The sequence below is a fragment of the Acidaminococcus sp. HCP3S3_G9_1 genome, from assembly GCF_052122455.1.
Taxonomy (GTDB): Bacteria; Bacillota; Negativicutes; order Acidaminococcales; family Acidaminococcaceae; genus Acidaminococcus.
This window is the reverse complement of the sequence record NZ_JBQKCH010000008.1, coordinates 77,355-92,370: the sequence shown is the minus strand read 5'-3', so window position 1 is coordinate 92,370 and position 15,016 is coordinate 77,355. Positions and strand designations below refer to the sequence as shown.

Here is a 15,016-nt window from a genome sequence, read left to right as displayed (position 1 = left end):
GGTGCAAGAAGAGGGTGTGAAAGAATTCACACCCCTCTTTTTATTACCAGGCCAGTTCTTCCTCGTGGAGGTTCCGGCCCCGTCCGGTGAGTTTGTCCAGGATCAGCCGCTGTTCCACCTGGGCCACCATCTTTTTGGTGAATTTCACCGCATCCGGGTTTACGGACATACTGTCGATGCCGCTCTGGACCAGGAAGGCGGCGAATTCCGGATAGACGCTGGCAGCCTGGCCGCACAGGGACACGGTCTTCCCATCCCGGTGGGCCACATCGATGAGATGGCGGATGGCCCGTTTCACCGCCAGATTCCGTTCATCGAACAGGTGGGAGATCACATCGTTGTCCCGGTCGCAGCCCAGGGTCAGCATGGTCAGGTCGTTGGACCCGATGGAATAGCCGTCCACGAACTGGTTGAACTGATCCGCCAGGATGATGTTGGCCGGGATCTCCGCCATGAGCCATACCTTGAAGTCCGGCCCTCTGTGGAGTCCTTCTTCCGCCATGATTTCCACCACTTTCCGGGCTTCGTCCACGGTGCGGCAGAAGGGGATCATCACGTTCAGGTTCTTCAGCCCGTATTCTTCCCGGACTTTCCGGACTGCGGCGATTTCCAGCCGGAAGGCGGCGGTGTATTTGGGATCATAGTACCGGGAGGCTCCTCTCCAGCCCAGAAGAGCGCTGGGTTCGTGGGGTTCGAAGGCTTCCCCGCCTTTCAGATCCCGGTATTCGCTGGATTTGAAATCACTGAACCGGAGAGTCACCGGCCGGGGTGCCATGGCGGCGCAGACTTTCCGGAACCCGTCAGCCAGGGCATCCACCACTTTTTCCGGATGGCCGGACTGGATCAGATACAGGGGATGTTCATGGATGTAGGTGGTCCAGATGAATTCTTCCCGCATGAGGCCGATGCCGTCACAGGGCAGGCTGCTGTATTTTTCCGCCAGGGCCGGGTCACCCAGGTTCATGTAAATCTTGGTGCCGGTGACCGGGAAGGTTTCCTGGGCCACGATCTGGGTCTGGGGTGCTGCGGCAGCTGCCGCTTTCTTCACCTGGAGGTTGCCGGCGAACACCACCCCGTTGGAGGCGTCCACGGTAATCTCATCTCCGGTGTGGAGCAGGCTGGTGGCTGCGGTGCCCCGGCTCTTGGTGCCCACGATGCAGGGGATGCCCAGTTCCCGGGAAACGATGGAAGCATGACAGGTCATGCCGCCGCTGTCGGTGACAATGGCCTGGGCCTTCTTCATGGCCGGCACCCAGTCCGGCGCGGTCATTTCCGTGACCAGGATCTCCCCGTCCTTGAATTCATCGATATCGGAGGGGTCCTTGATTACATGGACTTTGCCGTAGCCCATGCCCGGGCTGGCCGGCAGGCCTTTCACCAGTACCTTGGCGCTCTTGGTATCCTGTTCTTCCATTTTTTCCGCCGCCTTCTTTTCCTTGTTTCTCCGGGACCATACGGTTTCCGGACGGGCCTGGAGGATCCAGATCTTCCCGTCCCGTTCGTCGATGCCCCATTCCATATCCATGTAGCAGCCGTAATGGGCTTCGATTTTCTTGGCGTATCCGGCCAGTTCCAGGATCTGCTGGTTGGTCAGGGTCTGGCGTTTCCGGTCGGCTTCCGGCACCGGCACTTCTTCCGTATCCCCGCCCTTCTTCCGGACCAGCATCACATCCTGTTCGTTGACGGTAGCGGACAGGATCTTCATGTCATCCTTGGATACGATGTAGGTATCCGGGGTGACGATGCCCCCTACCACATATTCGCCCAGGCCCCAGGCTCCTTCGATCATGATGTTTTTGTCGTCCCCGTTGGCCACGTTCACCGTGAACATGACCCCGGCGGCCTTGGAGAACACCATCATCTGGATTACGGCAGAAAGGGCCAGAGACAGATGGTCATAACCCTGTTTTTCCCGGTAGTACACCGCCCGGTCCGTAAAGCAGGAAGCGTAACATTCCTTCACCTTGGCGATGACGCTGTCGGCTCCCTGGACGTTCAGATAGGTATCCTGCTGGCCGGCGAAACTGGCGTCGGGCAAGTCTTCTGCAGTGGCACTGGAGCGAACGGCCACATAGGGCTGGGCTTCCCCCACCTTGGCCGCCAGTTCCCCGTAGGCTTCCCGGATGGCATCCTGGAGATCCTGGGGCATTTCCTGTTCCATGATGGCGGCCCGGAGCTGACCGCACACGGTGCTCAGCTGTTCATTGTCCTCCACATCGGTGAGGCTGGCCAGCAGGCTGCGCATTTTTTCTTCCAGGCCGGTTGCTTTGATGAAGTACCGGTAGGCGTAGGCGGTTGTGGCAAATCCGTAGGGAACCGGCACATCAGTCTTGGAGGTCATTTCCCCCAGAGACGAAGATTTGCCCCCTACAATGTCCACATCTTTCCGTTCCAGCTGTTCGAACCACAACAGGTATGCTTTGGATTTATCCATAATATCGCTCCTTTACTCTACGCTATTGGCGGTTATATCCTCGATATAGTGTATACTATATCACTATGATGCGGCATAATCAAGAGAAAAAATAGGAGGCCTGCTGCCAATGCAGCAGACCCCGGTCAGCGGTCAGCCGTCAACAGTCAACGGCCCAAGGAAGCCAGCACCGCTGGCTTTGAAATGTTATTTTGTTTCTCCCGGCGCTTCCGTGTGGGCGAAAGCCTTGCCCACTGCGCGCTCCGCCACCAGATAGGTGTGGTTCACCGGATCCAGCACCAGGGGACGGAGTTTGGCCGGGTCGATTTTCCCGTCGGTGAGGATGCTTTCGTCAGCGCTTACGTTGAGGATCTCGCCTACCAGCCGCTCGTTTTCCTCATCATAGCTCTTTACCCGGCATTCCAGTACCATGGGCAGTTCCGCAATGATGGGGGCATTCACCCGGCTGGATTTCTCCACATGGAATCCGGCCCGGGCCACTTTGTCCGGTACCTTGTTCCCGGAAACCAGTCCCAGGTAATCGCAGGCCGCCAGCTGGTCTTCCGTGGCCATGCTCACGGTGAAGGCTCCTGTTTTCTTCAGGTTGGCCACGGTTTTGTGGGTCCGGGCCAGGCAGAAGGAAATCTCCGTATCATTGCTGATGCCGCCCCAGGCCGCATTCATCACATCCGGCACACCCTGTTCATCATAGGTCCCGATCATGTACACCGGCTGAGGATAGGTCAGGGGCTTTGCGCCAAAATCTTTCCGCATGGATATCACACTCCTTTGGTTCCATTATACCATAACTGTCACTTTTTCCGGCACAGCAGCCAGAGGAAGTAGGGGGCCCCGAACAGAGCTGTAATGATCCCCACCCGGATCTCTCCCCCCGGCAGGAGCAGCCGGCCCAGGCTGTCGCAGAACACCAGGAACAGACCCCCGCCCAGGGCGCTGAGCGGCAGCAGGGTCCGATGGTCCGGTCCGGCCAGCAGCCGGAGGCAGTGAGGCACCAGGAGCCCCACAAAACCGATGTTCCCTCCGGCGCATACCCCAAGTCCCATCAGAAGGGCCAGCCACCCCAGCAGCAGTTTCCGCCAGAAGGGGGCATCCATTCCCAGGGACAGGGCCTGTTCCTCGCCCAGGCTCAGCACATTCAGCTGCCGGCCCCAAAGGCACAGGACGGCCAGCACCCCTGCCAGCACCGGCAGCAGCAGCTTCACCTGGAGCCAGGTGCCCACTCCCAGGTTCCCCAGGGTCCAGAAAAAGTACTGGCGCATAACGGCGTCCGGGGCAAAGCTGAGAAGGCCGGCGGTCAGGGCCCCGCAGAGCAGGCTCACCGCCACCCCGGACAGGAGCAGCTTCACCCGGTCATGGCTCCGGCTGCCCAGGAGCCCCACCAGAAAGGAGGCCAGGGCCGCCCCGGCAAAGGCCCCCAGGGGCAGGAACCAGTAGCTTTTCTGGGGCAGCCCGGTGAGCAGCATCACCACCGCCCCCAGGGAAGCCCCGCCGGTGACCCCCAGGATCCCCGGATCCGCCAGGGGATTCCCGAAGATGCCCTGGAGGACCGTGCCGGAAGCCCCCAGAGCCGCTCCCGTACCCAGCCCCAGCAGCAGCCGGGGCAGCCGGAGATTCCACAGCACATTTACTTCCAAAGGGCTCCATCCTCCTTGGAACAGCCCCAGGGGAGACACGGGCACCTGGCCGCTGAACAGGGACAGGAGGCACACCGGAACCAGCAGCAGTCCCAGCAGCCTGGCCCAGGCTTTTCCTTTCATGTCTTTCTCCTTTCTCACAAACAAAAAAGACGTTCCCCAAAGGGAGCGTCTGTCTTTTATATAATGCAGTTCCATCCTCACGAGTGCATGGCCCATAGGGGATTCCCACGTATTGACCTGGTAGCGCCAACGAGAATCGAACTCGTGATTTCGCCTTGAGAGGGCGACGTCTTAGCCGCTTGACCATGGCGCCAAGATAAAAAAATGGCTCCGGGACTAGGGCTCGAACCCAGACTAGAAGATCCAGAATCTCCTGTGCTACCATTACACCATCCCGGAAGAAAGCTTACTCAATTATTATAGCATACCCGAAAGAAATTGCAAGGATTTTTCCCAAAATGCCAAAAGAAAAACCACCGCTTTCGCAGTGGCCGGTTTCTGGATAAAAAAAATGGCTCCGGGACTAGGGCTCGAACCCAGACTAGAAGATCCAGAATCTCCTGTGCTACCATTACACCATCCCGGAGTAACTCTCTTTGCTCTCTCAAAGAGTACTTTCTTAGTATACGACGGAGGGCAAAAAAATGCAAGGGATTTTTTACTTTTTTCTAAAAAAATTGGGGAAAGCAAAAGTTTTTAACATGGAAACTAAAAACTCCTGCTTTCCCCCTGTTTTTTATTTTTCATGTGAAAAACTTTCAATCCAAAATCTTTTCCGGCCGGAAATCCAGGTAGTCTCCGGAGACCAGCCGGTACCGGATGCCTTTATGGAGCCCCAGGATACTGTCCTGGAACTGGGCTTTTCCGTGACAGTGGGCATAGATCACCTGTTCCGCTCCGTATTTCTCCGCCATCCGGGTAAAGATGCTCTCCTCTTCCAGGATATTGGTGGGAGGATAGTGGAGGAACACCAGGAACTTCCGATACCCCGCGCCCTGGGCTTTCCGAAAGGAATCCTCCAGACGGATGGCTTCCCGGCGGACCAGTTTTTGAGCGTGTTTTTCCGCCTCCTGATCCCAGCTGAGCACTTCTCCGGTAAACCGGTTGATCAGAAAGGGTCCCTCAAAGGTGAATCCTTTGGTCCCCACCAGGGCATAGTCCCGATAGGCTGCGAAATTGTTCTGGAGGAAGAAGAGTTTTCCGGCATACTCCTGGTTCAGGGCGTCGGTTTTCTGGGCTTCCCAGAACATGTCATGGTTCCCCCGGATCAGGATCTTCCGTCCCGGCAGATTGGCGATGAAGTCCAGGTCCTCCCGGCACTGGTACAGCTTCCGTCCCCAGGAATGATCCCCTACCAGCACCAGGGTATCCCCCGGCTGCACCAGTTCCTGGCAGTTCTTCCAGATTTTTTCCTCGTGGCGGACCCAGACGGGCCCCATGGCATCCATGGATTTCTCCGGCCGCTGAAAGGCCAGATGGAGATCTCCCAAGGCATACAGTGCCATCTGATCCACCTCCTTTTCCCCTATTGTACCCTATTTGTCCGGAGGGTTCCAGATGGATAAAAAGAGGGTACCGCCTATGGCCGCAGTACCCTCTCTGATCATTTCAGCGCAACCAGTTCATACGCTCTGGTCCCCAGCCCGATCTTTTCTCCGTGTTCCAGGGTGGTGGCCCAGTCCACCCGGGGATTGCTGTCCAGGAAGTGGTCGTGGTGACATTCCCAGTCTTTCTGGGCCAGGTGGTCCGCCAGCTGGCTGTTGGGCAGGGGCTGGGCCTTCTGACAGGCATCGGCACAGGCCTGATCCAGGGCAATGGGGTCAAAGGACGCAAACATGCCGATATTGGGCAGGATGGGTGCGTCGTTTTCCCCGTGGCAGTCACAGTTGGGAGAAATATCCATCACCATGTTGATATAGAAGCAGGGACGGCCATGGACCACGGCCAGGGCATATTCCGCCATTTTCCGGTCCAGCAGCTCATTGGCATCCCACTGGACGCTCTGGATGGCGTCGAACCCGCAGGCCCCGATGCAGCGGCCGCATCCGGCACATTTTTCCTCATCGATGTGAGCCTTGTGATTGATATAGGAAATGGCATCGCTGCCGCATTCTTTGGCACACCGGCCGCAGCCCCGGCACAGTTCTTCATCCACCTTGGGCTTGCCGGAGGAATGCTGTTCCATTTTCCCGGCCCGGCTGCCGCAGCCCATGCCCACGTTCTTTACCGCACCGCCGAAGCCGGTGGCTTCATGGCCCTTGAAATGGGCCAGGCTGATGAATACATCCGCATCCATAATGGCCCGGCCGATTTTGGCTTTTTGGATGTATTCCCCGCCGGGAACCGGCACTTCCACTTCATCCGTGCCCCGGAGGCCATCCCCGATGATCACCTGACAGCCGGTGGTAATGGTGTTGTACCCGTTGATGGCGGCACAGTCCAGATGGTCCAGGGCATTTTTCCGGCTGCCGGGATACAGGGTGTTGCAGTCGGTGAGGAAGGGTTTGCCGCCCCATTCCTTCACCAGGTCCGCCACCGCCTTTACATACTGGGGCCGGATGGTGGCCAGGTTCCCCAGTTCCCCGAAATGCATCTTGATGGCGGTGAATTTCCCCTGGAAGTCAATGTCTCCCATATGGGCTGCCCTGCACAGCCGCTGGAGCTTCTCCAGTGCACTGGTGCCCACCGGACACCGGAAATCCGTAAAATACACTTTTGCCTTTTCCATGTTTCCACTCCCCTTGCTGGATAACCGGGAGCACTCCCGCTATCCGCTGTTTTCCAAAAAGCCGGGCTGGTCCCTCTCGGATTCCGCACAACCTGCAGGTTCCAGTCCGGTCTTTTTCAGTGATGGTATTTTTCTTTCCGCATGATCTTGAAGGCCCGGTAGATCTGCTCCAAAAGCAGGATCCGGATCATCTGATGGGTGAAGGTCAGCGGTGAGAAGCTCCACCGGAAATCCGCCCGTTTCCGCAGGGCGTCGGTGTAGCCAAACGGACCTCCGATCACAAAGGTCAGATGGCTCACCCCCTCCACCATCCACTGTTCCATTTTTTCCGCCAGCTGGGGGGAAGAGATTTCCTTCCCCGTAAGATCCAGCAGGATGACGAAACTGTGTTCCGGGATCAGCTTCAGGATCCGGTCCGTTTCCCGGGCCAGCACCTGTTCCTTCACCGCCGGGGACGGATCATCGGGCATCTTCTCTTCGTTGATGCACCGGGTTTCCAGCTGGCAGTAAGCGCCCAGCCGCTTGGTGAATTCCTGTTCCGCCTCCCGGAGGTACTTTTCCTTCAGTTTGCCTGCGCAGGCCAGGGTGATCCTGATCATTGCTGGCTGCTCTGCTGGGGCATTTCCGTAAGAGTGACGGTCTTGTTCACTTCTTCATCTCCCCGGAGAATGGTCACCGGCACCTGCTGTCCCACCTGGCATTTGCCCAGGGCATCCCGGAGATCGGCTACAGAAGCCACTTTAGTACCGTTGAACTTAACGATAATATCGTTTGGACGAATGCCTCCACGGTATGCAGGACCGTCTTGAAACATCTTTACGACGAACAGCCCTCCTCTCAGGTCCAGATCGATGCCCAGCCGTTTGGCCAGGGTCTGATCCAGCAGGCTGACCCCCAGATAAGGCCGGACCACCCGTCCTTTTTCCGCCAGTTCCTTCAGGATGGGCTTGGCTTCGTTGATGGGAATGGCAAAACCGATGCCTTCCACCCCGGAAGCGGCGATCTTGGCGCTGTTGATGCCGATCACCTGACCGTCCGCGTTCACCAGGGCCCCGCCGGAATTCCCCGGGTTGATGGCCGCATCGGTCTGGATCAGCCGGAACCGCCGTTCACCCATGTCCAGGGACCGGTTCAGGGCGCTGATCACCCCGGCGGTGACACTGCCCCGGAATTCCATGCCCAGGGGGTTCCCGATGGCAATGGCCGGTTCCCCCACCATCAGAGAATCAGAATCCCCGAATTCCGCCACCGGCAGTTCCTCATCTGCATCGATTTTCACTACCGCCAGATCCGTATTGGGGTCGGTGCCCAGCACTTTTCCGTTATAGGTCTTTCCGTCAGGCAGGCTCACCACGATTTCCTGGGCCCCGGCCACCACATGGTTGTTGGTGGCGATGAGCCCGTCCTTGCTGTAGATCACCCCGGAACCGCTGCCCTGTTCCACCAGCTGGGTCCGGTTGAAGTAATCCCGTACCAGGGCCTTGTTGGTGATACCCACTACAGCCGGGCCCACCTTCTTGGCGGCCTGGACAATGGGGGTGTTCCGGGCGGCGCTCATATTGGCTTCCGCCTTTTTGGTCTGCTGTTCCTGGGTCAGGGCCGGCTTGTTTTCCGTTTTGGCAGCCGTCTTGTTGCTGGCCAGGCCGCAGCCGGCGGTGAGGAAGCTGGCGCTTAAAGAAAGAGCCACCAGGGTGCTCAGGGTTTTCTTGGTAATGGTATGTTTCATGGTTTTACTCCTTTTCAGCGGACATTGCTGACCATTTCCTGCTGCTGTGCCACATACAGCTGGATTTCCCGGGTCCGGGGACAGTCCTCCAGGACTTCCCGTACGGTCCGGTAGGCAACATCCGGCGTATTGTTCTTTTCACTGAGATGGGCCAGGATCACTTCCGAAGGAGGGTCTTCCAGGGAAGTAAGGAACTGCCCTGCCGTCCGGTTGGACAGGTGGCCTTCCCGGCCCAGGATCCGGTTCTGGAGGGCCACCGGATAAGGCCCGTTCCGGAGCATGGACTCATCATGGTTGGCTTCCAGGACCATGACGGAAGCCCCTTCCGCCGCCTGCTCCACGGCCTGGGTAATCACCCCGCAGTCCGTCAGGTAGGTGCATTTCTCATCTCCGTTGAAGATGGCATATCCTACCGGATCCGCTGCATCGTGAGGGATCCGGAACGGTTCGATCCGCAGGTTCCCCATGGTACAGCTCCGGGGAATCACCCGTACCTGAGGCCGGGGCAGCTGGCGCCGGACAGGCAGCTGGGCCCAGGTCCGCTCGTTGGCAAACACCGGAACGGAGCTGTAGTGCCGGGCGAATACATCCAGTCCGGCCACATGGTCCCTGTGTTCATGGGTCAGGAACACCCCGCTGAGATCTTCCGGTTCCAGTCCGCAGCGCTTCAGGCCCTGGACGATCCGCCGGCAGGAAATCCCCGCATCGATCAGGATGGCCGTCTGACCGGCACGGATCAGGGTGGAATTCCCCTTGCTGCCGCTGGCCAGCACGTCCACTTCAAAATTGGTTAAGGTCATGGGATAACACCGTTCCATACAAAAATGTCGGGGCAGATGTTCCCACCCCGCTATTATACTTATTATTATAGCAAAAACCGGGAAAGAAATGTAAAAAAACACCGAACTCTCCGAGTCCGGCATTTTTTCTTCAGGTTCAGTTTTTCTGGCTCTGACAGTCTGCGCACAGCCCGTAGAAGTAGAACTGATGGCCCTGTACCGTAAAGCCTGTTTCCTTGGCCACCTTATCTTCGATGGCTTTGGCGTCCAGATGGGGCACATCACAGACTTTGCCGCATTTCATGCAGCGGATGTGGGGATGTTCCATCACATTGGCATCGTAGCGGAAGCTGTCTTCCCCGGTGTTCAGCACCTGGATGATGTGCAGCTTGCTGAAAATCTCCACGGATTTGTACACCGTGGCAAAACTCATGGTGGGGTATTTTTCCTTCACCTTGTTGTAGATCATTTCCGCTGTAGGATGTTCCGTTGTATGGGCCAGCATGTCATAAACAGCCAGTCTCTGAGGGGTCACCTTGCATCCGTTGTCCCGGAGCAGTTTGGCCAGTTCAGCAGCAGTAAGCGTAATCAACACCTCCATTCCTTTATTTTGCTATTTTGCGTCTTGCACTTTTGGATAATGATTACTACAATTAGTATAACTTTTTGTATCTTTTTCGTCAACAGTTTTTTGTTGATTTACACCATGTAAAATAAGGGCTTAAAGGTTTTCAATAGTTATTATTACTTTTCTTTATACTTTTTATTTTATTCTTTGTGTCGGCAGAAAAGGTAAAATCCATTCCGAGTCAATAGAACTTTTTCCTTCAAGGGTTCCCAGCATACCCTATTTCCATGAATGGGCCATGAATATCAGTCCTGGATGGTTACCGGCATCCCCACATAGGCCACTTTTTCCAGTTCCCGGAGGTTGCCGTTGTCCAGCCGGACGCAGCCTTCGGAAGCGTCGGTGCCGATGGAAGCTGGATCATGGGTACCGTGGATCCCGATGCCGTCCCAGTTCCCCTGGCTCAGGTCTTCCGTATCCAGGCTCAGGAACCAGGGTCCGTAAGCTCCCTGGATCTCTCCGTTGCCGTCTCCGAAATCATGGGTCCAGCCGGAAGCGTCGTCGATTTCATCAACCCGGAAGGTCCCTACAGGGGTCATGTTGTCTCCCCGGCGTTCCTTCTGGCCCAGGCCTCCTTTGCCAATGGCACAGCCCCAGGTCCGGACTACCGTATCCCCGTCCTTCAGGTACAGTTTGTGGTCGCTTTTGTCCACCAGCACCGTGTACTTTTTCCCGGGCACCAGAGGCTGCTCCGCCGCCGGCTGGGGTTCCGCCGCTTTGGGTTCCTCCTGTTTCTTCTGGAGGCTTTCCACCGGTGTCTCCTTCTTTTCCGGCAGGGCCGGCTGTTCTTTTTTCACCGTTTCCGTCTTTTTGACCGGCACCGTAGGCCCGGGAGCTCCCACGCCCTTGTACCCCAGGGCAAAGCAGCCGGTGAGCAGCACCCCCAGGAACACCAGGGCGGATACCCCCAGCATTACGGTCTTTCCTCTATGGTTCCGGGACCCTTCCGTCCTCTTTTTCCTTCCGTCCATAAAACATCCCTCTTTCTTTATGCAAGCCTTATGATACCATCCCCCCTTTCTCCCTGCAACCCCTCCCTTTTAAAATTTTTTAAAATTCTCTTGACAAGTGTATCGAAAAAGTTTACTATACAGTCAACGTGAAAAACACAATGGCAATGACCAAAACAAGTACACTTCAAAAAGTGGCACAGAGAGCGCGAATCACCGGCTGAAAGTTTGCGCCGAAGCTTCAGAAGATGGAATGCCTTTGGGAGCTGAAGACCTGAACGTAAGTAGGGCCTTCCGGGCAGCCGCCGTTACCGGTATGAGAGGCAGCCGAAGTCTGGCTGCAATCAGAGTGGAACCGCGAGAGATCGCCTCTGGGAAGAGGCGGTCTTTTTTTGTATCCAAAGGGGAGGAGAAAGCTATGTTTGCATCCATGCGCAACGACATCCGAGTCATCAAACAACGGGATCCGGCGGTGAAGAACACCCTGGAAGTCGTGCTCTGTTACTCGGGACTCCACGCCATCTGGGCCTACCGGCTTTCCCATTTCTTCTATAAAAGATCCTGGTTCGTCACCGCCCGTTTCATTTCCACCCTGGCCCGGCTGGCCACCGGCATCGAGATCCATCCCGGGGCCCAGATCGGGGAAGGGCTGTTCATTGACCATGGATCCGGCATCGTCATCGGGGAAACCACCATTATTGGAAACAATGTTTCCCTGTACCAGGGGGTGACCCTGGGAGGCACCGGCAAGGAAAAGGGCAAACGGCATCCCACCATCGGAGATTATGTGGTGGTGGCCTGCGGAGCCAAGGTGCTGGGTTCCTTCACCGTGGGAGAAGGCGCCAAGATCGGTGCCGGCAGCGTGGTGCTGAAGGAAGTCCCTCCCTATGCCACGGTGGTGGGCATCCCCGGCCATGTGGTGGCCCGGAAGGGGGTCCGGGTGGCTCCCGCCCATTCTGAGCGGGACGTGGACCTGAACCACAACCGGCTGCCGGATCCCATTGAGGACCAGATCGCCGCCCTGGAAAAACAGGTGGCCCTGCTGAAGCGGCAGGTCAGTGATCTGAAGGCCCAGCAGGAAGGTCCGGTCCTGAAGCAGGTTGTGAACTTCCGCTGATTGTGTTGTCAACTTCCGAAAAAAGTGCTCTGGCACTTTTTTTCGGCAGAGATATCCTAGTATTTTCCTTGGAAAAAGGAGGTTTTCCCCTTGCAGCAAAACTGGTGGAACAAGCCCCTGGGACCCCGATGTTGACGTTCCCGGGAACGCAGTTCAAATGCATTGAATGTTGAAAATTCCATTTCTGTCAGTGATAAAGGAGAGATGATTATGTCTAAAATCTATACAAGCGTACTGGATCTGATCGGCCATACCCCTCTGCTGGAACCGGTGAAGTTCGGAGCGGACAAGAACCTCCAGGCCCGGCTGCTGGTGAAGCTGGAAAGCTTCAACCCGGCTGGCTCCGCCAAGGACCGGATTGCCAAGGCCATGATTGAAGATGCGGAAAAACGGGGGGTGCTGAAAAAGGGCGGTGTGATCATTGAGCCCACCAGCGGCAACACGGGCATCGGCCTGGCGGCTGTGGCTGCCATGAAAGGCTACCGGGCCATTATGGTAATGCCGGAAACCATGTCCATTGAACGACGGAACATGATTGCCGCCTATGGTGCTGAAGTGGTGCTGACCGAAGCCAAGAAAGGCATTGCAGGCTCTGTGGAAAAAGCCAAGGAACTGGCCGCCTCCATTCCCGGCAGCTTCATCCCGGAACAGTTCGACAACCCGGCCAACCCGGCGGCCCACAAAGCCACTACGGGCCCGGAAATCTATGATGACACCGACGGTGCTGTGGATATTTTCGTAGCCGGTGTAGGTACCGGCGGTACCCTGACCGGTGTTGGGGAATATTTGAAGGAAAAGAAACCGTCCGTAAAAGTGGTGGCTGTGGAACCGGCGGATTCTCCCCTGCTGAGCCAGGGCAAACCCGGTCCCCACAAGATCCAGGGCATCGGCACCAACTTCCTGCCCAAGACCCTGAACACCAAGATCTACGATGAAATCCTCACGGCTTCCACGGACCAGGCCTACGAAACCGCACGGGACTTCATCCATCATGAAGGGTTCCTGATCGGGATTTCCGGCGGGGCTGCCCTGTATGCTGCCGTAGAAGTAGCCAAACGGCCGGAAAACAAAGGCAAGACCCTGGTGGTGCTGCTGCCGGACAACGGAGACCGGTACCTGACCACTCCCGGGTTCCTGAAGAAGGAAGACTGAGACCGAAAAAGGAGTGCTGCACTCAATGTGCAGCACTCCTTTTTTCACGGATTCTCTTTCAGATAATCCGTCCAGCTTTGGGTGATTTTTCCCTGTTGGAGTTCTTTTACATATGTATAGAACTGCTTCAGCCGGTAGATTTTCTGGTCGTCGATGGTCTGGCGCCACCCTTCCTTATGGGTCATGTGGAGCACATCCTGTCCCCCCAGGGCATGCTGCCGGGCGCAGATGGTTTCCAGACTGTCCTGCTGCCCGTTGAGCCAGATATCCCGCATGATCATGTAGGCGGTGGTCCGGCCTTTCCCGGCCTGGCAGTGGAAATGGAGCCAGGCATCCGCCGGCAGGTTTTTCTGCCACTGGAGGAAGGCGTCCACTTCCGCCGGTTCCGGCCAGGTATGGTCCGTACTGGCAAACCGGGCATAGCCCAAGCCGAACAGAGCCGCTGCCTGCTGTTCCGTCAGGGCCGCCTGGACTTTTTCCGTTCCCTTGTAATGGGGCTTTTTCTTTTTATCCAGATGGTAGTAGGGTGTTTCCCGGTTTTCTTCCTTTTCCAGCCGCCGGACTTCCTCCTTCCGGATGGCGGCATCGGATTTTCCCACATTGGCCCAGTTGTTGTCCCCGTACCAGCTTACCGCCGTGCCGTTCAGGTATCCATGGTCCTCCTGGCGCAGGTCCACCAGGATCACCTGTTTTGGCTGGATGCCCTGTTTCTGCAGTTCCTGGGTCAGCGCCGCCAGATTCAGGATGGAAGGCTGGCCGCTGCCGCTCATCCGGTTGGCATCATCCACCCGCCAGGACCGGGGCAGCCGGAGTTTGTTGGCCGCATCCAGACGCCACACATAGCCCTTGGAAGGTTTGACGATTTTATCAAGGGACGGGGCCGCCGCCAGGGCCATCCCCAGAGAAATCTGGCTGAACACCAGCACCCCTGTCACGATTTTCCAAATCTTCATCTTACTCCTCTCCTCTCTTTCCTCTGCACTCATCTTTTATCCACCCGAACTTCCGGCAGGCATTGAGGATGCCTCCCTTGTCGTTGTCGTCGGTGATGTAGTCCGCCCGGTCCTTGATCACCGGCCGGGCGTTCCCCATGGCCACCCCGAAAAAAGGCTTCCGGAACATGGTGATGTCATTGAGTCCGTCTCCGAACACCACCGCATCTTTGGGATCCGCTCCCATAAGGCCCATGAGCTTTTCGATGCCGGCCCCCTTGTCCACCGGTTCCACCAGCCAGGTGTTGTCGATGAAGGGCAGATGGGGCAGCTGCCGCCGGTCCGCCGGTTCCGTACCCGGCTGTTCCCGGACATACATGATTTTGTACACCTGTTCCAGGCCGTCGATGTCCACCGGCTGGACTTTGGTGTTCATGTAGTTTCCCGGATCCTCCCGGGGATAATCCGGATAGGGAGTGTACCGGTCCAGGGTGTTGTCCAGCACCACGGACCAGGGCTGGTTCCGTTCCGTCAGTTCCCGGAGCAGGGCCTTGGCCGATGCCAGGGGCAGCCCTTCCATCTCCAGGATCTTCCCGTCCACCGTAAGGCTGTTGCCCCCGTCGGCCACCATGGAACGGATGCCGTGTTTGGCCGCAAAAGCCGCCGCATCGCACTGGAGCCGTCCTGTGGCCAGGGCCACAAAATGCCCCTGCCGCTGGAGTTCATCCACACAGTACTGGGTGTCTTCCGGCACCTGCCCGGTGATTCCCAGCCCCAGGGTCCGATCGATATCAAAGAAAAAATATTTTTTAGCCATGGATTCCTTCCTTTGTCAGTGATAGCTTTGTAATGATTTCCTATTATAACACAGTCTCACGCCAAAGGAGACCATCTCCAAGGCAGATGGTTTTAAACATAAAAACCGCAGGCCGG

The 15,016-nt window shown here is 57.1% G+C and carries 14 protein-coding genes, 3 tRNA genes and 1 other annotated feature; of the genes, 2 read left to right on the top strand and 15 right to left on the bottom strand.

Annotated elements, in window-relative coordinates; translation table 11 throughout:
• Window positions 1-43: 43 nt before the first annotated feature.
• From ppsA to ACTQY1_RS06550, 13 genes are all read right to left on the bottom strand, one after another.
• Window positions 44-2,434 (bottom strand): phosphoenolpyruvate synthase, encoded by a 2,391-nt coding sequence (gene ppsA / locus ACTQY1_RS06610; protein WP_022487644.1) that lies wholly within the window; start codon window positions 2,432-2,434, stop codon window positions 44-46.
• 186 nt (window positions 2,435-2,620) lie between these two features.
• Window positions 2,621-3,187, bottom strand: a complete 567-nt coding sequence (locus ACTQY1_RS06605) for a flavin reductase family protein (protein ID WP_022487645.1) — start codon at window positions 3,185-3,187, stop codon at window positions 2,621-2,623.
• Between the two features lie 38 nt (window positions 3,188-3,225).
• Complete coding sequence (locus tag ACTQY1_RS06600; RefSeq protein ID WP_441368901.1) at window positions 3,226-4,191, bottom strand: FecCD family ABC transporter permease; 966 nt, start codon at window positions 4,189-4,191, stop codon at window positions 3,226-3,228.
• Between the two features lie 118 nt (window positions 4,192-4,309).
• Window positions 4,310-4,384, bottom strand: a tRNA-Glu gene (locus tag ACTQY1_RS06595).
• Between the two features lie 12 nt (window positions 4,385-4,396).
• Window positions 4,397-4,470: transfer RNA gene (locus tag ACTQY1_RS06590), tRNA-Gln, on the bottom strand.
• A 113-nt stretch (window positions 4,471-4,583) separates the two neighbouring features.
• A tRNA-Gln gene (locus tag ACTQY1_RS06585) sits at window positions 4,584-4,657 on the bottom strand.
• A gap of 172 nt (window positions 4,658-4,829) precedes the next feature.
• Window positions 4,830-5,576: a metallophosphoesterase gene (locus ACTQY1_RS06580; protein ID WP_441373926.1), complete on the bottom strand. Its 747-nt coding sequence runs from the start codon at window positions 5,574-5,576 to the stop codon at window positions 4,830-4,832.
• Between the two features lie 98 nt (window positions 5,577-5,674).
• Entirely contained in the window at window positions 5,675-6,799 is a 1,125-nt protein-coding gene (locus ACTQY1_RS06575; protein WP_022487649.1) for a DUF362 domain-containing protein, read from the bottom strand.
• A gap of 116 nt (window positions 6,800-6,915) precedes the next feature.
• Complete coding sequence (rlmH, locus tag ACTQY1_RS06570; RefSeq protein WP_022487650.1) at window positions 6,916-7,398, bottom strand: 23S rRNA (pseudouridine(1915)-N(3))-methyltransferase RlmH; 483 nt, start codon at window positions 7,396-7,398, stop codon at window positions 6,916-6,918.
• The gene (locus tag ACTQY1_RS06565; RefSeq protein ID WP_195839606.1) at window positions 7,395-8,525 is read right to left on the bottom strand and encodes a S1C family serine protease; all 1,131 of its coding nucleotides are present in this window, start codon (window positions 8,523-8,525) and stop codon (window positions 7,395-7,397) included. The genes rlmH and ACTQY1_RS06565 overlap by 4 nt, the downstream gene beginning before the upstream one ends.
• A gap of 14 nt (window positions 8,526-8,539) precedes the next feature.
• Window positions 8,540-9,325, bottom strand: a complete 786-nt coding sequence (locus ACTQY1_RS06560; RefSeq protein ID WP_302574165.1) for an MBL fold metallo-hydrolase — start codon at window positions 9,323-9,325, stop codon at window positions 8,540-8,542.
• 136 nt (window positions 9,326-9,461) lie between these two features.
• The gene (locus ACTQY1_RS06555) at window positions 9,462-9,905 is read right to left on the bottom strand and encodes a Fur family transcriptional regulator (protein ID WP_154487834.1); all 444 of its coding nucleotides are present in this window, start codon (window positions 9,903-9,905) and stop codon (window positions 9,462-9,464) included.
• 272 nt (window positions 9,906-10,177) lie between these two features.
• Complete coding sequence (locus tag ACTQY1_RS06550) at window positions 10,178-10,903, bottom strand: L,D-transpeptidase (protein WP_022487654.1); 726 nt, start codon at window positions 10,901-10,903, stop codon at window positions 10,178-10,180.
• A gap of 137 nt (window positions 10,904-11,040) precedes the next feature.
• Window positions 11,041-11,258, top strand: a binding site (T-box leader).
• A gap of 42 nt (window positions 11,259-11,300) precedes the next feature.
• Between ACTQY1_RS06550 and cysE the strand changes: the two genes are divergently transcribed.
• Window positions 11,301-11,999, top strand: a complete 699-nt coding sequence (gene cysE, locus ACTQY1_RS06545; protein ID WP_154487835.1) for a serine O-acetyltransferase — start codon at window positions 11,301-11,303, stop codon at window positions 11,997-11,999.
• A gap of 210 nt (window positions 12,000-12,209) precedes the next feature.
• Window positions 12,210-13,151, top strand: coding sequence for a cysteine synthase A (cysK, locus tag ACTQY1_RS06540; RefSeq protein ID WP_302574161.1), 942 nt, complete (start codon window positions 12,210-12,212; stop codon window positions 13,149-13,151).
• 44 nt (window positions 13,152-13,195) lie between these two features.
• Here cysK and ACTQY1_RS06535 read toward each other — a convergent pair whose 3' ends face one another.
• Together ACTQY1_RS06535 and ACTQY1_RS06530 are read right to left on the bottom strand one after the other, a co-directional pair.
• Window positions 13,196-14,104 (bottom strand): hypothetical protein, encoded by a 909-nt coding sequence (locus tag ACTQY1_RS06535; RefSeq protein WP_302574159.1) that lies wholly within the window; start codon window positions 14,102-14,104, stop codon window positions 13,196-13,198.
• Window position 14,105: 1 nt separating this feature from the next.
• A complete protein-coding gene (locus ACTQY1_RS06530) occupies window positions 14,106-14,900 on the bottom strand; it encodes an HAD family hydrolase (RefSeq protein WP_441368902.1) in 795 nt (264 codons plus the stop codon).
• Window positions 14,901-15,016 lie beyond the last annotated feature (116 nt).